The sequence below is a fragment of the Pseudomonas sp. BTN1 genome, assembly GCF_001907715.1.
GTDB classification, from domain to species: domain Bacteria; phylum Pseudomonadota; class Gammaproteobacteria; order Pseudomonadales; family Pseudomonadaceae; genus Aquipseudomonas; species Aquipseudomonas paracarnis.
On record NZ_MPBM01000009.1, the window covers coordinates 31,385 to 56,966 of the forward strand.

Annotated in this window: 21 protein-coding genes and 1 pseudogene; 19 read left to right on the forward strand and 3 right to left on the reverse strand. The window is 60.6% G+C overall.

Annotation, left to right across the window (positions count from 1 at the left end):
• Window positions 1-6: 6 nt before the first annotated feature.
• Window positions 7-330 (reverse strand): type II toxin-antitoxin system RelE/ParE family toxin, encoded by a 324-nt coding sequence (locus BMH52_RS03810; RefSeq protein ID WP_073842952.1) that lies wholly within the window; start codon window positions 328-330, stop codon window positions 7-9.
• Window positions 327-599 carry a type II toxin-antitoxin system Phd/YefM family antitoxin gene (locus BMH52_RS03815; protein ID WP_003171142.1) on the reverse strand — a complete coding sequence of 91 codons (273 nt, stop codon included), beginning with the start codon at window positions 597-599 and terminating at the stop codon, window positions 327-329. Before BMH52_RS03815 ends, BMH52_RS03810 begins: the two co-directional genes overlap by 4 nt.
• A gap of 220 nt (window positions 600-819) precedes the next feature.
• Here BMH52_RS03815 and BMH52_RS03820 point away from each other — a divergent pair, with 220 nt between their 5' ends.
• Window positions 820-1,074 (forward strand): hypothetical protein, encoded by a 255-nt coding sequence (locus BMH52_RS03820; RefSeq protein ID WP_003187823.1) that lies wholly within the window; start codon window positions 820-822, stop codon window positions 1,072-1,074.
• A 30-nt stretch (window positions 1,075-1,104) separates the two neighbouring features.
• Window positions 1,105-1,674: a lipocalin family protein gene (locus tag BMH52_RS03825; RefSeq protein ID WP_014716529.1), complete on the forward strand. Its 570-nt coding sequence runs from the start codon at window positions 1,105-1,107 to the stop codon at window positions 1,672-1,674.
• A 126-nt stretch (window positions 1,675-1,800) separates the two neighbouring features.
• On the opposite strand, the gene BMH52_RS03830 is transcribed toward BMH52_RS03825, so the two are convergent.
• On the reverse strand, window positions 1,801-3,165 hold the full coding sequence (locus BMH52_RS03830) for a formimidoylglutamate deiminase (protein ID WP_073842954.1): 1,365 nt from the start codon (window positions 3,163-3,165) through the stop codon (window positions 1,801-1,803).
• Between the two features lie 147 nt (window positions 3,166-3,312).
• On the opposite strand from BMH52_RS03830, the gene hutC reads away from it, so the two are divergent.
• The 17 genes and pseudogenes from hutC (at window position 3,313) to BMH52_RS03915 (ending at window position 25,426) form a co-directional block, all read left to right on the forward strand.
• A complete protein-coding gene (gene hutC / locus BMH52_RS03835; protein ID WP_224796965.1) occupies window positions 3,313-4,023 on the forward strand; it encodes a histidine utilization repressor in 711 nt (236 codons plus the stop codon).
• Window positions 4,020-4,580 carry a HutD family protein gene (locus BMH52_RS03840; protein WP_032901815.1) on the forward strand — a complete coding sequence of 187 codons (561 nt, stop codon included), beginning with the start codon at window positions 4,020-4,022 and terminating at the stop codon, window positions 4,578-4,580. Before hutC ends, BMH52_RS03840 begins: the two co-directional genes overlap by 4 nt.
• A gap of 401 nt (window positions 4,581-4,981) precedes the next feature.
• Entirely contained in the window at window positions 4,982-6,652 is a 1,671-nt protein-coding gene (gene hutU, locus BMH52_RS03845; protein ID WP_014716533.1) for a urocanate hydratase, read from the forward strand.
• Window positions 6,653-6,800: 148 nt separating this feature from the next.
• Complete coding sequence (locus BMH52_RS03850; protein WP_073842956.1) at window positions 6,801-8,246, forward strand: cytosine permease; 1,446 nt, start codon at window positions 6,801-6,803, stop codon at window positions 8,244-8,246.
• Window positions 8,247-8,315: 69 nt separating this feature from the next.
• Complete coding sequence (locus tag BMH52_RS03855; protein ID WP_014716535.1) at window positions 8,316-9,281, forward strand: ABC transporter substrate-binding protein; 966 nt, start codon at window positions 8,316-8,318, stop codon at window positions 9,279-9,281.
• A gap of 71 nt (window positions 9,282-9,352) precedes the next feature.
• Entirely contained in the window at window positions 9,353-10,204 is an 852-nt protein-coding gene (locus tag BMH52_RS03860) for a proline/glycine betaine ABC transporter permease (protein WP_020302389.1), read from the forward strand.
• Entirely contained in the window at window positions 10,201-11,025 is an 825-nt protein-coding gene (locus BMH52_RS03865) for a glycine betaine/L-proline ABC transporter ATP-binding protein (protein WP_014716537.1), read from the forward strand. The genes BMH52_RS03860 and BMH52_RS03865 overlap by 4 nt, the downstream gene beginning before the upstream one ends.
• A 148-nt stretch (window positions 11,026-11,173) precedes the next feature.
• The gene (gene hutH / locus BMH52_RS03870) at window positions 11,174-12,682 is read left to right on the forward strand and encodes a histidine ammonia-lyase (RefSeq protein WP_073842958.1); all 1,509 of its coding nucleotides are present in this window, start codon (window positions 11,174-11,176) and stop codon (window positions 12,680-12,682) included.
• 26 nt (window positions 12,683-12,708) lie between these two features.
• A complete protein-coding gene (hutH, locus tag BMH52_RS03875; RefSeq protein WP_093114373.1) occupies window positions 12,709-14,247 on the forward strand; it encodes a histidine ammonia-lyase in 1,539 nt (512 codons plus the stop codon).
• 164 nt (window positions 14,248-14,411) lie between these two features.
• Complete coding sequence (locus BMH52_RS03880; RefSeq protein ID WP_014716540.1) at window positions 14,412-15,821, forward strand: amino acid permease; 1,410 nt, start codon at window positions 14,412-14,414, stop codon at window positions 15,819-15,821.
• Between the two features lie 15 nt (window positions 15,822-15,836).
• On the forward strand, window positions 15,837-17,042 hold the full coding sequence (hutI, locus tag BMH52_RS03885) for an imidazolonepropionase (protein ID WP_014716541.1): 1,206 nt from the start codon (window positions 15,837-15,839) through the stop codon (window positions 17,040-17,042).
• 12 nt (window positions 17,043-17,054) lie between these two features.
• Window positions 17,055-17,855: an N-formylglutamate deformylase gene (hutG, locus tag BMH52_RS03890; protein WP_073842959.1), complete on the forward strand. Its 801-nt coding sequence runs from the start codon at window positions 17,055-17,057 to the stop codon at window positions 17,853-17,855.
• Between the two features lie 611 nt (window positions 17,856-18,466).
• Complete coding sequence (pip, locus tag BMH52_RS03895) at window positions 18,467-19,438, forward strand: prolyl aminopeptidase (RefSeq protein ID WP_034125552.1); 972 nt, start codon at window positions 18,467-18,469, stop codon at window positions 19,436-19,438.
• On the forward strand, window positions 19,435-19,872 hold the full coding sequence (dtd, locus tag BMH52_RS03900) for a D-aminoacyl-tRNA deacylase (protein WP_014716545.1): 438 nt from the start codon (window positions 19,435-19,437) through the stop codon (window positions 19,870-19,872). The genes pip and dtd overlap by 4 nt, the downstream gene beginning before the upstream one ends.
• Before the next feature lie 267 nt (window positions 19,873-20,139).
• Complete coding sequence (locus tag BMH52_RS03905) at window positions 20,140-21,876, forward strand: glucan biosynthesis protein G (RefSeq protein ID WP_014716546.1); 1,737 nt, start codon at window positions 20,140-20,142, stop codon at window positions 21,874-21,876.
• A pseudogene (gene mdoH, locus BMH52_RS03910) lies at window positions 21,869-24,447 on the forward strand (glucans biosynthesis glucosyltransferase MdoH); the annotation flags it as partial. The gene BMH52_RS03905 and the pseudogene mdoH, both read left to right, overlap by 8 nt.
• A 178-nt stretch (window positions 24,448-24,625) precedes the next feature.
• On the forward strand, window positions 24,626-25,426 hold the full coding sequence (locus BMH52_RS03915) for a transporter substrate-binding domain-containing protein (RefSeq protein ID WP_014716548.1): 801 nt from the start codon (window positions 24,626-24,628) through the stop codon (window positions 25,424-25,426).
• The last annotated feature ends 156 nt before the right edge of the window (window positions 25,427-25,582 follow it).

Sequence of the window (25,582 nt, forward strand, 5' to 3'; positions counted from 1 at the left end):
TTGTTTTTATTGAATAAGGTTTTTCAGCAGCAACGCCTGCAGGTTTTTCCGAGTGTCGGCGATGATGTGGACGTAAATGATCGGGTCTCGAATTTCGTAGATGATCCGATTCATGCCACAGACAACCTGTCGATATTGGCTGAGATTCAACTTCTCGATCTCTTGCGGTATCGAGCCAGCATAGGGTTGAGACTCAAGCAGTCGCATGGCCTGTTTCATCGCGTCGTAGGACTGCTGCCAGGTCGATGTCGAGAACTGCCGGATGAGGTATGACTTGATATCTTTAAGGTCGCGTTTTGCCGAGTGAAGAATCATAACCTTGAATGTCATTGAGCGTCGTCCTTGTCCAGCTCGGCGAACACGTCCTCCATGTCTTGAAACTGCCCCAATTCAATCTGCCGGTTGCCCAGGGCCAATAGCTTTAACAAGGCCATGGTTTCTGCCTGCTCCTCAAAACTCTTCACATCCATCACCACCAGCTTCGCTTCGCCATTTTGGGTGATGACCAGGGGTTCGCGGCTTTCCGTGAGTGTTTTGACGATCTCGGCGGTATGACTTTTCAAGTAGCTGATCGGCTTTATCTGCGAAGAAAATTTCATGGGATGACCCCTGCTCAAGGTGTGACTGATTTTAGTCTTAATTTGGTCTTTGCTAGACAGCAACTGATGAAAGGCGGTGATTTTTCACTCGAAAACACGGTTCAAGGGGCCAGTTCACATAAAAAATAAATAGCACCCCCCATCGGGAACCAGACACCCCTTTTCCCTTCTAAGCTTCTGGCAGATACCCCAGCTGCTTTGTCTCTCCAGGAGCTTTTCCATGTCTATACGCCGTCTCGCCCTGCTGGCTTTTTGCGTGCTCTTAGCCGCTTGCAGCAAGGTCACCCAAGAAAACTACCAAAAGCTCTCAGCCGGCATGGCCAAGGCCGAGGTGGAGTCGTTGCTGGGCAAGCCAACCGATTGTTCCGGCGCACTGGGCATGTCCAGCTGCACCTGGGGCGATAAAAACAGCTTTATCAGCGTGCAGTACGCCGGTGACAAAGTTCTGATGTTTTCCGGGCAAGGCCTGAAGTAAACCGGGGCGCGAGCCTGCGGGAGAAGAAGAATGATGCGTTTTGTTTTGTTCCTTTGCGCCAGCCTGTTTTTGGCGGGCTGCGCCAGCCATTCTGGCGATGATCTGCAACCCAAGACTGCGAGCAACGTCAACCTCAAGCGTTACCAGGGCACCTGGTATGAGTTGGCCCGGTTGCCGATGTACTTTCAGCGCAACTGTGCGCAATCCGAAGCCCGCTATACCTTGCTGCCTGATGGTGACATGTCGGTGTTCAACCGCTGCCTGACGCCTGAGTGGAAGTGGCAAGAGGCCAAAGGCACGGCTACGCCGCAGGTACCAGGCAAGACCGACAAGCTGTGGGTGGAATTCAATAACTGGTTTACATCACTGTTGCCGGGCGTTGCCAAGGGCGACTACTGGGTGCTGTATGTCAGCGATGACTACAAGACCGCCATCGTCGGCAGCCCGAGCCGGCGCTATATGTGGATCCTGTCGCGCACGCCGACGGTGAGTGCCGATACCCGCGAAGACCTGCTGAGCAGGGCGCGACAGCAAGGGTATGACACCACGCGGCTGATCTGGCGTACGTCGGACAAGCAGATGGCAAAGTCCTCTCAGTAATCCTGAGTACCCTCAACCCAATGTGGGAGCTGGCTTGCCTGCGATACAGGCACCTCGGTGCATCAGTTGCACCGGGTTGATGCTATCGCAGGCAAGCCAGCTCCCACAGTTGTCATGGGTTGGCCGTTAGTTCAGCAAGTCCTTCAGCACCTGGGTGAATGCCCGGCTGCTGTCTTCTTCGCCAGCATGATGCCCATCTCGCACCACCCACTTGCCATTGACCAGTACATCGCGCACTTGCCGATCACCACCGGCAAATAGCCAGCGGTTGAGAATCCCATCCTCACTGGCCGTCGCCAGGTACGGGTCGCTACCGTCCAGCACTATCCAGTCCGCACGCTTGCCCACTTGCAGTCGACCAATCGGCTGGCCCAGCGCTTGTGCGCCACCGTCCAGCGCAGCATCGAACAGCGTGCGACCCACCATCGGTTGGTCACTGCGATACAACCGATTACGCCGTTGATCGCGCAGGCGCTGGCCGTATTCCAGCCAACGCAGTTCTTCCACCACGCTCAGTGACACATGGCTGTCGGAACCAATGCCCATGCGGCCGCCCTGGGCGAGGAAGTCCACCGCAGGAAAAATCCCATCGCCCAGGTTGGCCTCCGTGGTCAGGCACAAACCGGCAATCGCTCGGCTGTTGGCCATGCGTGTCACTTCGTCGGCATCGGCATGGGTGGCGTGCACCAGGCACCAGCGCTCATCCACCTCGACATTGTCATACAGCCATTGCAACGGGCGCTTGCCGCTCCAGGCCAAGCAGTCGTCGACTTCTTTTTGCTGTTCGGCGATGTGGATATGCACCGGGCAGCTCTTGTCACTGACGGCCAGCACGGTATGGATTTGTTCGGGGGTGACGGCGCGCAGGGAGTGGAAGCACAGACCCAGTTGCTGCGCCGGTTGTGCCGCCAGAATGGGCTGCAGGCGCGCTTGCAAGTCCAGGTAGTGTTCCGTGCTGTTGATAAACCGTCGCTGGCCTCCATTCGGCGCTTGGCCACCAAAGCCCGCGTGGGTGTAGAGCACCGGCAGCAAGGTCAGGCCGATCCCGCTGCTGGCGGCCGCCTGGCTGATCTGGCGGGACAGTTCCGTACGGTCGGCATAGGGCTGGCCGCTGAGATTGTGGTGCACGTAATGGAACTCGGCCACCGAGGTGTAGCCGGCCTTGAGCATTTCGATATACAGCTGGCGGGCGATGATCTGTAACTGCTCGGGGTTGATCTTGCCGACCATGCGGTACATCAAGTCGCGCCAGGTCCAGAAGCTGTCATTGGGGTTGCCGGCCACTTCGGCCAAGCCCGCCATGGCGCGCTGGAAGGCATGGGAATGCAGGTTCGGCATGCCCGCCAACACCGGGCCCCTGAGCCGCTCCGCACCTTCTGCACTGGCATTGGGCTCAACCTTTGTCAGCAGGCCATCGGTGCTGACTTCAAGACGTACATCATTGGCCCATCCATTAGGCAGCAGTGCGCGTTCGGCAAAGAAAGCGGACATGATCAAGGCACCCCGGTCGTGTGTTTATTTGTATATACATATACAGACGTTTGCCTGCTCGGTAAACTCCGGCAATCTATGCATCTTTTTCCCCTGCAAGGATTCCCTGTGCCGACTCCGCCCGCCAAGTCTTCGCTGGCTGCCCACATGGACGAAAGTCCGGCGCCCTTGTATGCCCGCGTCAAACAGATGATCAGCCAGCAGATCCTCAACGGCAACTGGCCGCCCCATTACCGCGTGCCGTCGGAAAGCGAGCTGGTCAGCCAGTTGGGCTTCAGCCGCATGACCATCAACCGCGCCCTGCGCGAGCTGACCGCCGAAGGCCTGCTAGTGCGTATGCAGGGTGTGGGTACGTTTGTTGCCGAGCCGAAAAGCCAGTCAGCCCTGTTTGAAGTGCATAACATCGCCGATGAAATCGCCTCCCGCGGGCATCGGCACACTTGCCAGGTGATCACCCTGGGCGAAGAGGCCGCCGGCTCCGAACGCGCCGTTGCCTTGGAAATGCGCGAAGGCGGGCGGGTGTTCCACTCGTTGATCGTGCATTACGAGAACGACATTCCTGTGCAAATAGAAGACCGTTTCGTCAACGCCCTGGTCGCGCCGGAATACTTGCAGCAGGACTTCACCCAGCAAACCCCGTATGCCTATTTGAACCAGGTCGCGCCGTTGACTGAGGGCGAGCATGTGGTTGAGGCGATCCTCGCCGATGCCGCCGAGTGCAAGTTGTTGCAGATCGAGCCGAGCGAGCCGTGCCTGTTGATTCGCCGACGCACCTGGTCGGGTCGCCAGCCGGTCACTGCGGCGCGGTTGATCCACCCCGGTTCCCGTCACAGCCTCGAAGGACGCTTCAGTAAATGAGTGAGATCAACGTCTGGCGCGCCGCCGACTACGTGCGCATGCCGTGGAAGAACGGCGGCGGCAGTACCGAAGAAATCAGTCGCGACGCCGGCACCGGCCTGGAGGGTTTTGGCTGGCGTTTGTCGATTGCCGATATCGCCGAATCGGGTGGGTTTTCCACCTTCGCTGGCTACCAGCGCGTGATTACGGTGATCAAAGGCGCCGGCATGGTGTTGACCGTAGACGGTGAGGAGCAACGCGGGTTGTTACCGTTGCAGCCGTTCGCGTTCAAGGGTGAAAGCCAGGTGTCATGCCGCTTGATCACCGGGCCGATTCGCGACTTCAACCTGATCTACTCGCCACAGCGTTACCACGCACGCTTGCAGTGGGTGGATGGCGTGCAGCAGTTTTTCAGCACCGCGCAGACGGTGCTGGTGTTCAGCGTGGCGGATGAGGTGAAGGTGCTGGGCGAGAAGCTCGGCCACCATGATTGCCTGCAAGTGGACGGTAACACGGGCCTGCTGGATATCTCTGTCACTGGCCGCTGCTGCATCATCGAACTGACCGCACGCGATTAAAAACTGTGGGAGCTGGCTTGCCTGCGATAGCGGTATATCAGTAGCTGATGCGCTGACTGACACACCGCTATCGCAGACAAGCCAGCTCCCACCTTTGTTTTTGCATTGTTCACAAAATCTGTTTCCACTCCGCGCACCAATTTGTTACCGAATGCCCCAGCGTGACGCAAAGCTTCGCTGCCGTGACAAATTCCCCGCGCTGCAACAAACCTCCGTAAGAAATTTCATCAAGCTTTGAAGCCTTGATTTACAAGGCTCGCACGCCCCGTGCAAAAAAAACCCAACCACTCCTGGCTAAAGTTGGCCGCTCGATTGCATATGCTTGTACATACAAGTAAAGATGTGTGCGTAAGACTTTGCACCATCCCTGTTCGCGCATCGATCGCCGAGGAGTCCTAGCTGTGACCAAGCCTACAAAATACCGTGACGTCGAAATCCGCGCCGCCCGCGGTAACAAGCTCACCGCCAAAAGCTGGCTGACCGAAGCGCCGCTGCGCATGCTGATGAACAACCTCGACCCACAAGTGGCCGAGAACCCCAAAGAACTGGTGGTGTACGGCGGTATCGGCCGTGCGGCGCGCAACTGGGAGTGCTACGACCAGATCGTCGAGAGCCTTACTAATCTGAACGACGACGAAACCCTGCTGGTGCAATCCGGTAAGCCGGTCGGCGTGTTCAAGACCCACAGCAACGCCCCGCGCGTGCTGATTGCCAACTCCAATCTGGTGCCGCACTGGGCCAGCTGGGAGCATTTCAACGAACTGGATGCCAAGGGCCTGGCCATGTACGGCCAGATGACCGCCGGCAGCTGGATCTACATCGGCAGCCAAGGCATTGTCCAAGGCACCTACGAAACCTTCGTCGAAGCCGGCCGCCAGCACTACAACAGCGACTTGACCGGCCGTTGGGTGCTCACCGCCGGCCTCGGCGGCATGGGCGGCGCGCAGCCATTGGCCGCGACCCTGGCCGGCGCCTGCTCGCTGAATATCGAGTGCCAGCAAGTCAGCATCGACTTCCGCCTGAACAGCCGCTACGTCGACGAGCAGGCTACCGACCTCGACGACGCCCTGGCGCGTATCGCCAAGTACACCAAGGAAGGCAAGGCCATCTCCATCGCGCTGCTGGGCAACGCCGCAGAGATCCTGCCGGAACTGGTCAAGCGTGGCGTGCGCCCGGACATGGTCACCGACCAGACCAGCGCCCACGACCCACTCAACGGTTACCTGCCGGCCGGCTGGACCTGGGACGAATACCGCGCTCGCGCCAAGACCGAGCCGGCCGCCGTGATCAAGGCCGCCAAGCAGTCGATGGCCGTCCACGTCAAAGCCATGCTCGAATTCCAGAAGCAAGGCATCCCGACCTTCGACTACGGCAACAACATCCGCCAGATGGCCCAGGAAGAGGGCGTGGAAAACGCGTTCGACTTCCCAGGCTTCGTACCGGCCTACATTCGCCCACTGTTCTGCCGTGGCATCGGCCCGTTCCGTTGGGCGGCGCTGTCCGGTGACCCGCAAGACATCTACAAGACCGACGCCAAAGTCAAAGAACTGATCCCGGACGATGCCCACCTGCACAACTGGCTGGACATGGCCCGCGAGCGCATCAGCTTCCAGGGCCTGCCGGCACGTATCTGCTGGGTCGGCCTGGGCCAGCGTGCCAAGTTGGGCCTGGCGTTCAACGAAATGGTGCGCAGCGGCGAGCTGTCCGCGCCGGTCGTGATCGGCCGTGACCACCTGGACTCCGGCTCGGTCGCTAGCCCGAACCGCGAAACCGAAGCCATGCAGGACGGCTCCGATGCTGTGTCCGACTGGCCGCTGCTCAACGCCTTGCTTAATACCGCGAGCGGCGCGACCTGGGTGTCGCTGCACCACGGTGGTGGCGTGGGCATGGGCTTCTCCCAGCACTCGGGGATGGTGATTGTCTGCGACGGTACTGACGAAGCGGCCGAGCGGATTGCCCGCGTGCTGCACAACGACCCGGCGACCGGGGTGATGCGTCATGCGGATGCGGGTTACCAGATCGCTATCGACTGCGCCAAGGAACAAGGCCTGAACCTGCCGATGATCAAGTAACGGGTGGCGCAGTACCTGTGGGAGCTGGCTTGCCTGCGATGCAGACGACGCGGTCTGACAGTAAGACCGCGGTGATGCTATCGCAGGCAAGCCAGCGCCCACAGAAGAGCAAGATGCATACAAAACAATCCATCAGAGGTTGAACAACATGGCTGCAAACGACACCACCCCGTTGATCGAGAAACGTTCGATCGACTACATCCCGGAAGCGGAAAGACATGGTCGTCTATTCAGTCAATTCACCCTGTGGATGGGTGCCAACCTGCAGATCACTGCGATTGTCACCGGGGCGTTGGCCGTGGTGCTGGGCGGTGATGTGTTCTGGTCGTTGATCGGCTTGCTGATCGGTCAACTGATCGGCGGTGGCGTCATGGCGCTGCATGCGGCGCAAGGGCCCAAGCTTGGCCTGCCGCAGATGATTTCCAGCCGGGTGCAGTTCGGCGTGTACGGCGCGGCCATTCCGATCGTGTTGGTGTGCTTGATGTACCTGGGCTTCACCGCCACCGGCACCGTGCTGTCGGGCCAGGCGCTGGGCCAGTTGTTCGGGGTCAGCGACAGCGTCGGCATCCTGATCTTCGCCAGTGTCATCGTGCTGGTCACGGTGCTGGGTTACCGGGTGATCCACTTCATCGGCCGGGTCGCCAGCCTGATTGGCGTGGCTGCCTTTGTGTACCTGTTCAGCCGCTTGATGAGCCAGACCGACGTTGGCGCGCTCCTGCAGATCCGCCACTTCAGCTGGAGCAGTTTCCTGCTGGCCGTGTCGCTGGCGGCCTCCTGGCAGATTGCGTTCGGCCCTTACGTGGCGGATTACTCGCGTTACCTGCCGAGCCACACGTCATCGGTGAAAACCTTTCTCGCTGCTGGCGCAGGTTCGGTCATCGGTGCCCAAGTGGCGATGGTCCTCGGCGTGTTTGCCGCGGCCATGTCCAACGGGCAGTTTGCCGGCCACGAGGTGGCGTACATCGTTGGCTTGAGCGGCACGGGGGCTACCGCTGCGTTGCTGTACTTCAGCATCGCGTTCGGCAAGGTCACCATCTCGACGCTCAACTCCTACGGCAGCTTCATGTGCATCGCCACTATCATCAGCGGCTTTCGTGGGCGTCTGGAGGTCACGCGTCTGCAGCGTCTGGTGTTTGTGCTGATGATCGTCGGCACGGCCACGCTGATCGCGTTGCTCGGCCAGCATTCGTTCCTCGGTGCATTCAAGTCGTTCATCCTGTTCCTGCTGGCGTTCTTTACGCCCTGGAGCGCGATCAACCTGGTGGATTACTACTGCATCACCCGCGAGCGTTATGACGTGCCGGCGCTGGCCGACCCGAACGGTCGCTACGGCCGCTGGAACCTGCTGGGCATCAGCGTCTACGTATTCGGCGTGCTGGTGCAGTTGCCGTTCATCTCTACCAAGTTCTACACCGGCCCCCTGGTGGCCGCGCTGGGGGATGTGGATATCTCCTGGATCATCGGCCTGGTACTGCCGGCGGCCCTGTATTACGTGTGTGCAAAAAAATGGCACGGCACGGTACCCGATCACCTGATCCTGCCAAAAGAGCAGGGCGCTTCACCCACAACAAACGGGCTGGCTGCACAAGCCTGATGGGACGTGGACAGGGCAGGACGCCTACTGACTGCCGTAATCCATTTCATGATTGGGAGCGTCACAACAATGACTATGAATAAGACCTTGCTGGCTACTTTGTTCGCAGCTGGCGTGCTGGCAAGTGCCGGCGCCCAGGCGGCTGGTTGGTGCGAGTCGGGTAAACCGGTGAAATTCGCCGGCCTGAATTGGGAAAGCGGCATGTTGCTCACCGACATCCTGCAAACCGTGCTGGAAAAAGGCTACGACTGCAAAACCGACAGCTTGCCGGGCAATTCCATCACCATGGAAAACGCCCTGGGCAGTAACGACATCCAAGTGTTCGCCGAGGAGTGGGTAGGTCGCAGCGAGGTCTGGAACAAAGCCGAGAAGGCCGGCAAAGTCGTGGGCGTCGGTGCTCCGGTGGTCGGCGCGGTCGAAGGCTGGTACGTGCCGCGCTATGTGATCGAAGGCGACGCCAAGCGCAAGCTGGAAGCCAAGGCGCCGGACCTGAAAAACATCGCCGACCTGGCCAAGTACGCCTCGGTGTTCAAGGACCAGGAAGAGCCGTCCAAGGGCCGCTTCTACAACTGCCCGGCCGGCTGGACCTGCGAGCTGGACAACAGCGAAATGCTCAAGAGCTACGGCCTGGAAAGCACCTATACCAACTTCCGCCCGGGCACCGGCCCGGCGCTGGATGCAGCGGTGCTGTCGAGCTACAAGCGTGGCGAGCCGATCCTGTTCTACTACTGGTCACCGACGCCGCTGATGGGCCAGGTCGATCTGGTCAAGTTGGAAGAGAAGCCCGGCGTGGACAAAACCGTGAGCATCAAGGTCGGCCTGTCCAAGACTTTCCACGAGCAAGCCCCGGAACTGGTTGCCGTGCTGGAAAAGGTCAACCTGCCCATCGACCTGCTGAACCAGAACCTGGGCCGCATGGCCAAGGAGCGGATCGAGTCGCCGAAACTGGCGAAAATATTCCTCAAGGAACATCCTGAAGTCTGGCACGCCTGGGTGAGCGACGACGCAGCCAAGAAAATCGACGCGGCCTTGTAGGTCAAGTGTGCACGGCTACCCTCAAGGGTGGCCGGGCGGCTGGCCACAACCCACTGGATCGAGAGCACGATATGTTTCCTGAGAGCATTACCTTTTCCATCGCCGACTGGGTCAACGGTTGGGTGGACGCACTGGTCACCCACTACGGCGATGTGTTCCGGCACATCTCCGATACGCTGCTGTGGGCCATCGTCAACCTGGAAGGCCTGCTGCGCGCAGCGCCCTGGTGGCTGATGCTGGCCATCGTCGGCGGTATTGCCTGGCATGCCACCCGCAAGGTGGTGACCACGGCGGTGATTGTCGGTCTGCTGTTCCTGGTGGGCGCGGTTGGCCTGTGGGACAAGCTGATGCAAACCCTGGCATTGATGATGGTGGCCACGGTGATTTCGGTGTTGATCGGCATCCCCCTGGGCATCCTCTCGGCGCGCAGTAATCGCCTGCGTTCAGTGTTGATGCCGCTGCTGGACATCATGCAAACCATGCCCAGCTTCGTGTACCTCATCCCGGTGCTGATGCTGTTCGGCCTGGGCAAGGTCCCGGCGATTTTCGCCACGGTGATCTACGCCGCGCCGCCGCTGATTCGCCTGACAGACCTGGGTATTCGCCAAGTCGATGGCGAAGTCATGGAAGCCATCAACGCCTTCGGCGCCAACCGCTGGCAGCAACTGTTCGGCGTGCAATTGCCGCTGGCGTTGCCGAGCATCATGGCCGGGATTAACCAGACCACCATGATGGCGCTGTCGATGGTGGTGATCGCCTCGATGATCGGCGCCCGTGGCTTGGGTGAAGACGTGCTCGTCGGCATCCAGACCCTCAACGTCGGCCGCGGCCTTGAAGCCGGGCTGGCGATCGTGATTCTCGCAGTGGTCATCGACCGCATTACCCAGGCTTATGGCCGCCCACGGCATGAGGCGAGCAAATGACGACTGTCAGCAAAATCGAAGTCAAAAACGTCTTCAAGATTTTCGGCGCACGCGCCAAGGATGCGCTGGCCATGGTCGGCCAGGGCAAGACCAAGGACCAGGTACTGGCCGAGACCGGTTGCGTGGTCGGCGTCAATGACCTGTCCCTGAGCATCGGCACCGGTGAGATCTTTGTCATCATGGGCTTGTCGGGTTCGGGCAAATCCACCCTGGTGCGCCACTTCAACCGCCTGATCGACCCCACCAGTGGCGCGATCCTGGTGGACGGCGAAGACATCCTGCAACTGGACATGGAAGCCCTGCGCCAATTCCGTCGGCACAAGATCAGCATGGTGTTCCAGAGCTTCGGTCTGCTGCCGCACAAGAGCGTGCTCGACAACGTTGCCTACGGCCTGAAAGTGCGTGGCGAAACCAAGCAAGTCTGCGCCGAACGTGCGTTGCACTGGATCGAAACAGTGGGCCTCAAAGGCTATGAAAACAAATATCCCCACCAGCTTTCTGGCGGTATGCGCCAGCGCGTGGGCCTGGCCCGCGCCTTGGCGGCCGACACCGATATCATCCTGATGGACGAAGCCTTCAGCGCCCTCGACCCGCTGATCCGCGCCGAGATGCAGGACCAATTGCTCGAGCTGCAAAAGACCCTGCACAAGACCATCGTGTTCATCACCCACGACCTCGACGAGGCCGTGCGCATCGGCAACCGCATTGCGATCCTCAAGGACGGCAAGCTGATCCAGGTCGGCACCCCGCGGGAGATCCTGCATTCGCCGGCGGATGAATATGTGGACCGCTTTGTTCAGCGGCGGGCGGCGGTGGTCTGATCCGGGCTTGATCGTTCCCACGCTCCGCGTGGGAACGCATTTCGTGACGCTCCGCGTCACTTGGGGGGACGCAGAGCTTCCCAGGCGGCGTACCCACGCAGAGCGTGGGAACGATCAATGCTGCCTAAGAATTGAAGAAGGTATAAAGATGTCCCAGGCAACCAAAATCATCATCGCCGACACCCCACTGCGCTGGCAGGACGTGGTCGCCGTCGCCCGCCACGGCGCCATGCTCGAACTGTCGGGCCACGCCTGGGCGCGCATCGACAATGCCCAAGCCATCGTGCAGCGCATCGTCACCAGCGGCGAGCGTGCCTATGGTGTCAACACCGGCCTGGGCGCGCTGTGCAACGTCTCGCTCAAGACCGAGCAACTGAGCCAACTGTCGCGCAATACGCTGTTGAGCCATGCCTGTGGTGTCGGCCCGGTGCTCAGCGATGAGCAAACCCGCGCGATCATCTGCGCGGCGATCATCAACTACAGCCATGGCAAGTCCGGCCTGCATCCGCAGGTGGTACACGCGCTGCTGGCACTGCTCAACCACGGCATCACCCCGCAAGTGCCGTCCCAAGGCTCGGTGGGGTACCTGACCCACATGGCCCATATCGGCGTGGCCCTGCTGGGCGTTGGTAATGTGAGCTATCGCGGCCAGATCGTCACGGCGCAACACGCGTTGCAGGCTGAAGGCTTGCAGCCGGTGGTGCTCGGCGCCAAGGACGGCCTGTGCCTGGTCAATGGTACGCCGTGCATGACCGGCCTGAGCTGCCTGGCCCTGGCCGATGCACATCACTTGCTGCAATGGGCCGACGTGATCGGTGCCATGAGCTTCGAAGCCCAGCGCGGCCAGATCGACGCCTTTGACGAAGAAATCATTGCTCTCAAGCCGCATCCTGGCATGCAGCAAGTGGGTATCAACCTGCGTGCCTTGCTCGACGGCAGTGAGGTGATTGCCAGCAGTAAAGGTATTCGCACCCAGGATGCCTTGAGCATTCGCTCGATCCCGCAGATTCACGGCGCGGCCCGCGACCAGGTGGAACACGCCACGCGCCAGATCGAGACCGAACTCAACAGCGCCACCGACAACCCGCTGGTGCTGGGCACGCCAGACAGCTACCGCGTGGTGTCCCAGGCCAACCCCCACGGGCAGTCCGTCGCGATGGCGGCCGACATGCTCGCCATCGCCATGGCCGAGATCGGTTCGGTGGCCGAGCGTCGCCTGGACCGCCTGGTCAACCCGCATGTCAGCGGCCTGCCAGCCTTCCTGGTGAGCAACCCGGGGGTCAACTCCGGGATGATGATCGTGCAGTACGTCGCCGCGTCCTTGTGCGGGCAGAACCGCCAGTTGGCGCAACCCGCGGTGCTCGACAATTTCGTCACCTCGGGCCTGCAGGAAGACCACTTGAGCATGGGCACCAACGCCGCGCTCAAGCTGCACCAGGTGCTGGTCAACGTCACCCAGATTCTTGCCATCGAGTACCTGCTGGCGGCCCAGGCTTTCGAGTTTCTCAAGGACCAGCGCTTCGGTGCCGGTACCGACCGCGCCTGGCGTTTGCTGCGCGAAGTGGTCCCTGCTTATGAACAGGACCGCTGGCTGGCGCCGGATATTGCCGCCGCTGCCCAGCTGCTTAAAGACACCGCATTACCGAATTTGCACTGAACACCTAAGAACAATTCACAAGGAGAATGAATGTGACTGCGCTAAACCTGATTCCAGGCCAACTGAGCCTCGCCCAACTGCGTGCCATCTACCAGCAGCCAGTAACCCTCAGCCTGGATGACAGCGCCTCGGCCCAGATCGAAGCCAGCGTTGCCTGCGTGGAGCAGATTCTCGCCGAGAACCGCACCGCCTATGGCATCAACACCGGTTTTGGCCTGTTGGCCTCGACCCGCATCGCCAGCGAAGACCTGGAAAACCTCCAGCGCTCCCTGGTGCTGTCCCACGCCGCCGGCGTCGGTGAGCCGATCAGCGATGCGCTGGTGCGACTGGTCATGGTGCTCAAGGTCAACAGCCTGAGCCGTGGCTTCTCCGGGATTCGTCGCCAGGTGATCGACGCGTTGATCGCGCTGATCAACGCCGAGGTGTACCCGCACATTCCGCTCAAGGGGTCAGTGGGTGCTTCCGGTGACCTGGCGCCGTTGGCGCACATGTCCCTGGTACTGCTTGGCGAAGGCAAGGCACGCCACAAGGGCCAATGGCTGGAAGCCACCGAGGCGCTGAAAATCGCCGGCCTCACGCCGCTGACCCTGGCCGCCAAAGAAGGCCTGGCCCTGCTCAACGGCACCCAGGTGTCCACGGCCTATGCCCTGCGTGGCCTGTTCGAAGGCGAAGACCTGTTCGCCGGCGCCCTCGCTTGCGGCGGCCTCACTGTGGAAGCGGTACTGGGTTCGCGTTCGCCGTTCGATGCGCGTATTCATGCAGCGCGTGGCCAGCGTGGTCAGATCGACTCGGCAGCGGCCTATCGCGACCTGCTCGGTGAGAGCAGCCAGGTGTCCCAATCGCACCAGAACTGCGACAAGGTGCAAGACCCGTATTCCCTGCGTTGCCAGCCGCAGGTCATGGGTGCGTGCCTGACTCAATTGCGCCAGGCCGCCGAGGTGCTGGTGGTAGAAGCCAACGCAGTGTCGGATAACCCGCTGGTCTTTGCCGCCGAGGGTGACGTGATTTCCGGTGGCAACTTCCACGCCGAACCCGTGGCCATGGCCGCCGACAACATGGCGCTGGCCATTGCCGAAATCGGCTCCCTGAGCGAGCGCCGGATTTCGTTGATGATGGACAAGCATATGTCGCAACTGCCGCCGTTTCTGGTGGGCAATGGCGGGGTGAACTCCGGCTTCATGATCGCCCAGGTGACCGCCGCCGCGCTCGCCAGCGAGAACAAGGCGCTGGCCCATCCCCATAGCGTCGACAGCTTGCCGACTTCGGCCAACCAGGAAGACCACGTGTCCATGGCCCCGGCTGCGGGCAAGCGTTTGTGGGAAATGGCCGAGAACACCCGGGGCATCCTCGCGGTGGAATGGCTCGCGGCGTGCCAGGGCCTGGACCTGCGCGACGGCCTGAAGACCTCGCCCAAGTTGGAAAAAGCCCGTGGCATCCTGCGCGACAAGGTGGCGTTCTATGACAAGGACCGCTTCTTCGCCCCGGACATCAACGCCGCCAGCGAACTGCTCGCCAGCCGCTGCCTGAATGAGCTGGTGCCGGCCAGGTTGCTGCCAAGCCTCTGACCGCGACTCGGTCTGTGCCTGATCATTCCCACGCTCCGCGTGGGAATGCATCCTGTGACGCTCTGCGTCACCGCTCTTAAAGCGGACGCAGAGCGTCCAGGTCGGAGTTCCCACGCCGAGCGTGGGAACGATCTTCTCCTCATAAGAATAATTAGGGACGAGAAATGCACCAGCCAGAAAAAGGTTTGAAACGCGGGCTCAACGCCCGACATATTCGCTTCATGGCCCTGGGTTCCGCGATCGGCACCGGGCTGTTTTATGGCTCCGCCTCCGCCATCCAAATGGCTGGCCCTGCCGTGCTGCTGGCCTACCTGATCGGCGGCGCTGCTGTATTCATGGTGATGCGCGCCCTCGGTGAGATGGCCGTGCACAACCCAGTGTCTGGCTCCTTCGGCCACTATGCCAGCACCTACCTGGGGCCCATGGCCGGGTTTATCCTCGGCTGGACCTACGCCTTTGAAATGATCATCGTCTGCCTCGCCGACGTCACCGCGTTCGGCATCTACATGGGCTTCTGGTTTCCCGAAGTGGCCCGTTGGGTCTGGGTGCTGGGCATCGTATTCCTGATCGGCGGCCTGAACCTGTGCAATGTCAAAGTCTTTGGCGAGATGGAGTTCTGGCTGTCGTTGCTCAAGGTCGGTGCCATTGTGGCGATGATCCTCGGCGGCTTTGGCATCATGTTGTTCGGCATTCACTCGGCGGGCGAAACCCAGGCCAGCGGACTGAGTAACCTGTGGGCCCATGGCGGCTTCATGCCCAACGGCATCGGTGGGCTGATCGCCTCGTTTGCCGTGGTGATGTTTGCCTTTGGTGGCATCGAAATCATCGGCATCACCGCCGGTGAAGCCAAGGACCCGCAGCGGGTGATCCCCAAGGCGATCAACGCGGTGCCGCTGCGTATCCTGTTGTTTTACGTGCTGACCCTGTTCGTGTTGATGGCCATCTACCCGTGGCCGCAGATCGGCAGCCAGGGCAGCCCGTTCGTGCAGATCTTCAGCAACCTGGGGATTGGCTCGGCGGCGACTATCCTCAACATTGTGGTGATCTCGGCGGCGGTGTCGGCCATTAACAGCGACATTTTCGGCGCCGGCCGCATGATGTACGGCCTGGCTCAACAAGGGCAGGCGCCCAAGGGCTTCGCGCAATTGTCCAAACAAGGCGTGCCATGGATGACCGTGGTGGTCATGGGCGCCGCTTTGCTCGGCGGTGTGGTGCTCAACTACCTGATCCCGGAAAACGTGTTCCTGCTGATTGCTTCGATTGCCACCTTCGCCACGGTGTGGGTATGGCTGATGATCCTGTTTACCCAGGTCGCCATGCGTCGCTCGATGACCAAGGCGCAGGTCGCCGAACTGAAATTCCCGGTGCCGTTCTGGCCCTATGCGCCGGCAGCGGCCATTGTGTTCATGCTGTTTGTGTTTGGTGTACTCGGTTACTTCCCGGATACCCAGGCGGCGTTGATGGTGGGCGCCGTATGGATCGTGCTGCTGATCATCGCCTACTGGCTGTGGGTCAAGCCTGCCGCCGGGCAAACGGCCAAGGTCGATTACGACCCGGTTTTGTCTCATCGATAACTTAGGGAGGCGTTGATGAAAACGCTTTGGCAACACTGCCACGTCGCAACCATGGCCAACGGCAAATACTCGATCATCGAGGATGCCGCCATGGTGACTGCCGGCTCGCTCATCGAGTGGGTCGGCCCCCGCAGCCAGGCGCCAACCGCGGATTACGCCCAGGTGCATGACCTGCAAGGCGCGTGGGTCACCCCCGGGCTGATCGACTGTCACACCCATACGGTGTTTGGTGGCAATCGCAGTGGCGAATTCGAGCAGCGCCTCGAAGGTGTCAGCTACGCCGAGATCGCGGCCAAGGGCGGCGGCATTGCCAGCACGGTGCGCGCAACCCGTGCAGCGAGCGAAGATGAGCTGTTCTCGAGCGCTGAAAAGCGCCTGCGCAGTTTGCTGCGTGACGGCGTGACCACGGTGGAGATCAAGTCCGGCTACGGCCTGGACCTGGCTAACGAACGCAAGATGCTGCGTGTGGCCCGGCGCCTGGGTGAAGCACTGCCGGTCAGCGTGCGCGCCACCTGCCTGGCCGCCCACGCGTTACCGCCGGAGTACAAGGACCGCGCCGACGATTACATCGAGCACATCTGCAGCCAGATGCTGCCGGCCCTGGCCGCTGAGGGGTTGGTGGATGCGGTCGATGCCTTCTGTGAATACCTGGCGTTTTCCCCCGAGCAGGTTGAGCGGGTATTCAAGGTCGCCCAGCAACTTGGCCTGCCGGTGAAGCTGCACGCCGAGCAACTCTCGTCGTTGCATGGCTCAAGCCTGGCGGCGCGCTACCACGCGTTGTCGGCCGACCACCTGGAATTCATGACTGAAGAAGACGCCATCGCCATGGCTGCGGCCGGTACCGTCGCCGTGCTATTGCCGGGCGCGTTCTACTTCCTGCGTGAAACCCAGCTGCCGCCGATGGAGGCCCTGCGCAAGCACGGCGTGAAGATCGCCATCGCCAGCGACCTCAACCCCGGTACTTCACCGGCGCTGTCGGTACGGCTGATGCTGAACATGGCCTGCACCCTGTTTCGCATGACCCCGGAAGAAGCCCTGGCCGGTGCCACGCAACACGCGGCCACCGCGTTGGGCCTGGGCGATACCCATGGCTCCCTGGAAGTGGGTAAGGTCGCGGACTTTGTCGCCTGGCAGATCGACCGCCCCGCCGATCTGGCCTACTGGCTGGGTGGCGAGCTGGATAAACGCGTTGTGCGCCACGGCGCCGACGTCACTGTTTGAGAGGATGCAGTTGTGGATAAGGTTCTGACATTCAAGCAAGGCCGCGTACCGCTGCTGATCAGCATGCCCCACGCCGGCCTGCGCCTCACCCCTGCGGTGGAGACTGGGTTGATCCCCGAGGCGCAAAGCCTGCCGGACACCGACTGGCATATCCCGCTGTTGTATGACTTTGCCGAAGAACTGGGCGCCAGCACCCTGGCTGCGGAGTACTCGCGGTTTGTCATCGACCTCAACCGGCCTTCCGACAACACGCCGCTGTATGCCGGCGCTACGACGGGCCTGTACCCCGAGACGCTGTTCGATGGCGTGCCGTTGTTCCGGGAAGGGCAAACGCCCTCCGAGGAGGAACAGGCCAGTTACCTGCAGAAAATCTGGGGGCCGTACCACCGTCAACTGCAAGAAGAACTGGCACGTCTCAAGGCCGAGTTCGGCTATGCGTTGCTGTTCGACGCGCACTCGATCCGCTCGTTGATCCCGCACCTGTTCGACGGCAAATTGCCGGACTTCAATTTGGGTACCTTCAACGGCGCTGCGTGCGACCCGCAGCTAGCCAGCCAGCTGGAAGCCATCTGCGCTCAGCATCCGCAATATACCCATGTGCTGAACGGGCGCTTCAAGGGCGGCCATATCACCCGTCATTATGGCAACCCGGCGCAGGATATCCACGCGGTGCAGCTGGAGTTGTGCCAGAGCACCTATATGGAGGAGTTCGAACCGTTCCGTTATCGCCCGGATTTGGCCGAGCCGACTCGGGTGGTGTTGAGGCAGTTGCTTGAAGGGCTGTTGGCTTGGGGACAGAAGCACTACCGGTAATTGTTGGTGCTGCTGCAATAGCTTTCGCGAGCAAGCCCGCTCCCACACTTGACCGCGCTCCATCATGGAATGCGCTCGAAATGTGGGAGGCTGGCTTGCCTGCGATAACGGTGGTTCAGCAACACTTTTATCAACTGACACACCGCCATCGCAGCATCGGTATCTACACAACTTCGGTACGACGCTGATCCTGTGGCGAGGGAGCTTGCTCCCGTGACGACCGGACAGCCGGCGCATATCCACCTGACACCCCGCGATCAAACTGTGGGAGCGGGCTTGCTCGCGAAGGCGGCCTGACAGTCAACACAGTTGGATTGTATATATCCATTGCTGCGGTAACGGCCACTTAGGGTTTCGCCTGACGGCGGGTCACTTTGGAAAAGAGCCGGAATGCCGGCCCAGCCCAAAGTAACTCGCAGGGGGGGCACGCGAACAGGTGCCGGAGGTGGATCGGCTGTATGACTATCTGCTCGGTTATCTGAGGTGCGAACTGCTGACACAGGTCTAAGTGCTCAAGGACATGCTCATTGCACAATTCGGGTTTATGATGCCAGACGGCAAAATAATAGACGTCCCCCCAGGGATGAACCCGACACCCTACGGAGCACGCAATGCAGACTTGGTACCCGCAGATCAAACCCTACGCCCGGCACGATCTGGCTGTCGATGACACCCACACCCTGTATGTCGATGAAAGTGGCTCCCCCGAAGGCTTGCCTGTCGTGTTCATCCATGGAGGCCCCGGCTCCGGTTGCGACGCCCAGAGTCGCTGCTATTTCGACCCGAACCTCTACCATATTGTCACCTTCGACCAGCGTGGCTGCGGCCGCTCCACGCCAAGGGCCAGCCTCGAGAACAACACCACCTGGGATCTGGTCGCCGACCTTGAGCGCATCCGCGAGCACCTGGGCATCGACAAATGGGTGCTGTTCGGCGGCTCCTGGGGTTCGACCCTGGCCCTGGCCTACGCGCAAACCCACCCCGAGCGTGTGCATGGCCTGATCGTGCGCGGCATCTTCCTCGCCCGCCCCCAGGATATTCGCTGGTTCTACCAGGAGGGCGCGAGCCGCCTGTTCCCGGATTACTGGCAGGACTATGTGGCACCGATCCCGGTGGAAGAGCGCCACGATATGATTGCCGCTTACCACAAGCGCCTGACCGGCAACGACCAGATCGCCCAGATGCATGCGGCCAAAGCCTGGTCGGGCTGGGAAGGCCGTATGTTGGGCCTGTGCCCGAGCCCGCAGCATGTGGAACGGTTTTCCGAGCCGCAGCGCGCCTTGTCCATCGCACGTATCGAGTGCCATTACTTCACCAACAACTCCTTCCTGGAACCCAACCAGCTGATTCGCGATATGCACAAGATCGCCCATCTGCCTGGCGTCATCATCCATGGCCGCTACGATATGATCTGCACGCTGGATAACGCCTGGGAGTTGCACCAGGCCTGGCCCAACAGCGAGTTGCAGGTGATCCGCGAAGCCGGGCATGCGGCGTCCGAGCCGGGCATCACCGACGCGCTGGTGCGTGCGACCGGCGAAATGGCCCGGCGCCTGCTCGACCTGCCGCCTGAAGAAGCATGAAGGGCCTGTTGCAGCGGGTGCGTGGCGCCCGGGTTGAGGTCGCAGGGGAGGTGGTAGGCTCGATTGACCAGGGTTTGCTGGTGCTGGTGGCCGTCGAGCCTTCAGATACGCCCGAAAGCGCCGACAAACTGCTGCACAAGCTGCTTAACTATCGGGTGTTCAGTGACGAGGAGGGCAAGATGAACCTGTCCCTCAAGGACATCGGCGGCGGTTTGCTGCTGGTGTCGCAGTTCACCCTGGCGGCGGATACCAAAAGCGGGCTACGGCCCAGCTTCTCCACAGCGGCTCCTCCGACCCTGGGAGCGGCGCTTTTTGAGCACTTGTTGTTACAAGCGCAACAATTGCATGGCAAGGTGGCTTCGGGGCGTTTTGGCGCGGATATGCAGGTGCACTTGGTCAATGATGGCCCTGTGACCTTCCTCTTACAGACATGAATGTATGAAAAACGACGTTAATGCCTAAAAACGCAGGGTTTCGCTACAAATACTTCACTGTCCCTGATGCGTTGTCTCGCGGGCTACTAGATAATCGCGCGCTACGGGGATCAGCGTTGTTTGGTCCATTTTTGACTTAGGTAGAGCCTTGTCCGACAACCGCATGGGGAATCATTTTGCCCCAGAGGAGTCGGAACATTGCTCGCCAACCTGGCATATAGATAGCTGGCCGTTGGTTTTTTGATCTGTTTTCGGCGAGGGTTGCTCGTGATTGTTAGTCCCTGTAATGCACCAAAATTGTCTGCCAAACGGTTACGAAACGCACTGGTGACGGGCTCTGCCCTGTTTTGCCTGTTCGGCGCGGGTCAACTGTGGGCGTTCAGTCTGGATGATGTGTCGGCCAAGGCAAAAGAGCTGGCTGGGCAGAAGTACGAAGCTCCGCGCAGCAATCTGCCGAACGAATTCCGCGAAATGAAATTTGCGGATTACCAGAAAATTCGTTTCCGCAATGAAAAAGCCGAGTGGGCCGATCAGAACACCCCGTTCAAGCTGTCCTTCTATCACCAGGGGATGCATTTCGACACCCCGGTGAAAATCAACGAAGTCACCGCCGATAGCGTGCACGAAATCAAGTACGACCCGACGCGTTTCGATTTCGGCGACGTGAAATTTGATCCTAAAGCCACCGAACAGCTGGGTTACGCCGGTTTCCGTGTGCTTTTCCCGATCAACAAGGCCGACAAGCAAGACGAAATCATGACCATGCTCGGCGCCAGCTATTTCCGCGTCGTAGGCAAGGACCAAGTGTATGGCCTGTCTGCCCGTGGCATGGCAATCGACACCGCGTTGCCGTCTGGCGAAGAATTCCCGCGTTTCACCGAGTTCTGGATCGAGCGTCCAAAGCCGGGTGACAAGCATTTGGTGATTTTCGCGCTACTGGATTCGCCACGCGCCACTGGCGCTTATCGTCTGATCCTGCGCCCTGGCACCGACACCGTGGTGGACGTCAAATCCCAGATGTACCTGCGTGACAAGGTCAGCAAGCTGGGCGTTGCGCCGTTGACCTCGATGTTCCTGTTCGGCGCCAACCAGCCGTCCAAGGTCCTCAACTACCGTCGCGAGCTCCACGATTCCAGCGGCCTGTCGATTCACGCCGGCAATGGCGAGTGGATCTGGCGTCCGCTGAACAACCCTAAACACCTGTCGGTCAGCAACTTCAGCGTCGAGAACCCGCGTGGGTTCGGCCTGCTGCAGCGTGGCCGCAACTTCAGCCACTACGAAGACCTGGACGACAACTACGACAAGCGCCCAAGCGCCTGGATCGAGCCTGAAGGTGACTGGGGCAAAGGCTCCGTCGACCTGGTCGAAATTCCGACCGCCGATGAGACCAACGACAACATCGTGGCCTTCTGGAGCCCGGCCGAGCTGCCGGAAGTCGGCAAGCCGCTGGACGTGGCTTACCGTCTGCACTGGACATTGGACGACGCGGCCTTCCATTCGCCGGACAGTGCCTGGGTCAAGCAGACCCTGCGTTCTACCGGTGACGTGAAGCAATCGAACCTGATCCGTCAGCCCGATGGCAGCGTGGCCTACCTGGTAGATTTCGAGGGCCCGTCCCTGAAGAAACTGCTGCCGGACGCTCCGGTACGTAGCCAGGTGAGCGTGGGTGATAACGCTGAACTGGTTGAAAACAGCGTGCGCTACAACGAACACACCAAAGGCTGGCGCCTGACCCTGCGTATGAAGATCAAGGACGCAAGCAAACCGACCGAAATGCGTGCGGCATTGGTGCAGGATATCGTGCAGCCTGAGCCTGAGTCGGTTTCCAACCATGTGCTCAAGGCCGACAAAGTCTTGGCCAAGCAGCATGAGAAGCAGGCCAAGAAAGACGCCAAGGACAAGGAAGCCAAACAGCCTGAGGCTGCCCCAGCCACACCGGAGCCGATCAAGACCGAGCAAGTCCTGACCGAAACCTGGAGCTATCAGTTGCCTGCCGATGAGTAATTCTCAAGTCAAGCCAGAGACTCTGTCCGAGTACCTGGCGCATCTACCCATGACGGCTGAGCAGCGCGCCGAGCTGGCGGGCTGCAAGTCCTTCAGCGAGTTGCACGAACGTCTGTCGTCCAAGACCTTCGACGCACCGACCGACGCTGCCCAAGCGTCGGTCGGCCGCCGCTTGACCCTCAACAGCGCCGAAGAGCTGCAAGACGCCGAGATGCTGGCGCTCGATGCCAGCGGTCGTGTGTGTCTCAAGGCCACGCCGCCGATTCGTCGGACCAAAGTGGTGCCCGAGCCTTGGCGCACCAACATCCTGGTGCGCGGTTGGCGCCGGATGACCGGCCGCACCAACCCGCCCAAGCCACCGAAAGATGAGCGGGTATTGCCGGCTGCGCGCTGGCGTACCGTGGGCTCGATCCGTCGTTACATCCTGCTGGTGCTGATGCTGGGCCAGACCATCGTGGCCGGCTGGTACATGAAAGGCATCATGCCGTACCAGGGCTGGTCGCTGGTCGACTTCGACGAAATTCGCAACCAGACCCTGCTGCAAACCGCTACCCAGGTACTGCCTTACGCGCTGCAAACCAGCATCCTGATCATGTTCGGGATTCTGTTCTGCTGGGTGTCGGCCGGTTTCTGGACTGCGCTCATGGGCTTCCTGGAGCTGCTGACCGGTCACGATAAATACCGTATTTCCGGTAAAAGTGCCGGTGACGAGCCGATTCCAAAGGATGCGCGCACCGCCCTGGTGATGCCGATCTGTAACGAAGACGTGCCGCGTGTATTCGCCGGCTTGCGTGCAACGTTCGAATCGGTGGCCGCGACCGGTGACCTGGATCGCTTCGATTTCTTCGTGCTCAGCGACAGTAACGACGCCGACATCTGCATCGCCGAACAGCAAGCCTGGCTCGACGTATGCCGCGAAGCCGGTGGTTTCGGCAAGATCTTCTATCGCCGTCGTCGCCGTCGCGTAAAGCGCAAGAGCGGCAACCTCGACGACTTTTGCCGTCGTTGGGGCGGTGACTACAAGTACATGGTCGTTCTTGACGCTGACTCTGTGATGAGCGGCGAGTGCCTGACCAGCCTGGTGCGCCTGATGGAAGCCACGCCGGATGCCGGGATTATCCAGACCGCGCCGCGTGCGTCGGGCATGGACACCCTGTATGCGCGCATGCAGCAGTTCGCCACTCGCGTGTACGGCCCGCTGTTTACCGCCGGCCTGCACTTCTGGCAGTTGGGTGAATCCCACTACTGGGGCCACAACGCCATTATCCGTATGAAGCCGTTTATCGAGCACTGCGCCCTGGCGCCGCTGCCCGGTAAAGGCGCGTTTGCCGGTGCGATTCTCTCCCACGACTTCGTTGAAGCCGCGCTGATGCGCCGTGCCGGCTGGGGCGTGTGGATTGCCTACGACCTGCCGGGCAGCTACGAAGAACTGCCGCCGAACCTGCTGGACGAACTCAAGCGTGACCGTCGCTGGTGCCACGGTAACCTGATGAACTTCCGCCTGTTCCTGGTTAAAGGCATGCACCCGGTGCACCGTGCGGTGTTCCTGACCGGCGTGATGTCTTATCTGTCGGCGCCGTTGTGGTTCTTCTTCCTGGTGCTGTCCACGGCCTTGCTGGCGGTGAACACGCTGATGGAGCCGCAGTACTTCATGGCCCCGCGCCAGTTGTACCCGCTATGGCCACAATGGCACCCGGACAAGGCGGTGGCGCTGTTCTCCACCACCATCGTGCTGCTGTTCCTGCCTAAACTGCTCAGCATCATCTTGATCTGGGCCAAGGGCGCCAAAGAGTTCGGTGGCAAGTTCAAGGTAACCCTGTCGATGCTGCTGGAGATGTTGTTCTCCATGCTGCTGGCGCCGGTGCGGATGATTTTCCACACCCGTTTCGTCCTCGCCGCGTTCCTCGGTTGGGCCGCTACCTGGAACTCGCCGCAACGTGACGACGACTCCACGCCCTGGAGCGAAGCGGTCAAGCGCCACGGTCCGCAAACCGTGCTGGGCTTCCTGTGGGCGCTGCTGGTGGTGTGGCTGAACCCGAGCTTCCTGTGGTGGCTGGTGCCGATTGTCGGCTCGCTGATGCTGTCGATCCCGGTGTCGGTGATTTCCAGCCGGGTCAAGTTGGGCCTCAAGTCCCGCGACGAGAGCCTGTTCCTGATCCCTGAGGAATACAACCCGCCGCAGGCCCTGCTGTCGACCGAGAAGTACACCCACGAAAACCGTTGGCACGCCCTCAACGACGGCTTTGTGCGTTCGGTGGTCGACCCGCAGCAGAACGCTCTGGCCTGCGCCTTGGCGACCTCGCGGCACCGTGAGGCCGAGCCCATCGAGTACCTGCGCATGGAGCGTGTTCGCCACGCGTTGAAAGTCGGCCCGGCTGGCCTCAACAACAGCGAACGCCTGGCCTTGCTCAGCGATCCGGTGGCCTTGGCTCGTCTGCATGAGCAGGTGTGGAGCGAAGGTCACGCCGAGTGGCTAGGCGCTTGGCGTGCCTCGATCAAGGCCGATCCGCACGCGCCATTGCTGCCCCTGCAACCACAGTCGCCCCAGGCCCAGCCGGCCTGATTCAGGCACCCCCGAAGGCTCACTTCGGGGGTGTTTCAAACGTTGGTCCTACAGCGTTTTTAGCCTCTTCCTTTTATCGCTAACTCCTTGTTATTTCGAAACAAAAGACCTTTGTTCGAAGCGTATTGCCGTGCCTGCGGCTGGGTTAGGATCGCCCCCCAAATTGGACTCGCTGCGGGGGCATTCATGATCAAAAGGTATTGTTTGGCATTGCTGATGGGCTTTTTCCTGGGGGGACAGGCAGGCCTGCTTTACGCCGGCGCGCTGGACAATGCTGTGCACCGCGGCGTGCTTAAGGTCGGCACCACCCCCAATAACGTGCCCTTCGAAATGCTCGATAAGCAGGGGCGCATCGTCGGCTTTGAAATTGACTTGCTCCACGCCATGAGCCGCGCGCTGGGCGTAGAGCTTGAATTGGTGGCGGTGCCCTACACGGAGTTGTTGTCGGGGCTGATGGCGAACAAGTTTGATCTGATTGGCAGCGGCATGACGGTCACTCAGGAGCGCAACCTCAAGCTCAACTTCAGTGACTCGTTTATCGTGGTGGGCCAGACTGTGCTACTGCATCCGCGCCTGGGCGGGAAAGTGTCCAGTATTGAAGAGCTGGACGATCCCAGTTACCGCGTCGTTGCAACCCAAGGCACCACCGGCGAAGCCGCGGCACAGCGCTTTCTCCTATCAGCGCGGCTCAACAGTGTGGCCAACCCGGAAGAAGGCGTGCGGCAGGTGGTGGAAGGCAAGGCCGATGCTTTTATCCATGATGCGCCCTACAACCTGATCGCGATGAGTCGGCCGCAGAACAGTGCTTTGTTGGTACTGGAGCAACCCTTCACCTTTGAGCCTTTGGCGTTTGGCCTGAAAAAAGGCGATTACGACAGCCTCAATTGGATCAACCATTTTCTCAACCAGATCGCCCAGGACGGCACCTATGATCGCCTGCATGACAAGTGGTTCAGGGACACGGCCTGGATAGCCGAGATCGACTGATCGTCATAACTGCTTACACATCAATCCCTAATCGAGAGGTCGCGCGCAAGCGTCTGCCTCTGTGCCTGGCCGGCTCGCTGTCAGTGTTTTGCGACACACGCCGATAACATTTACCGGTGAAACCTTTGTGGCGGACAACGAGTGGGTTAGGATCGC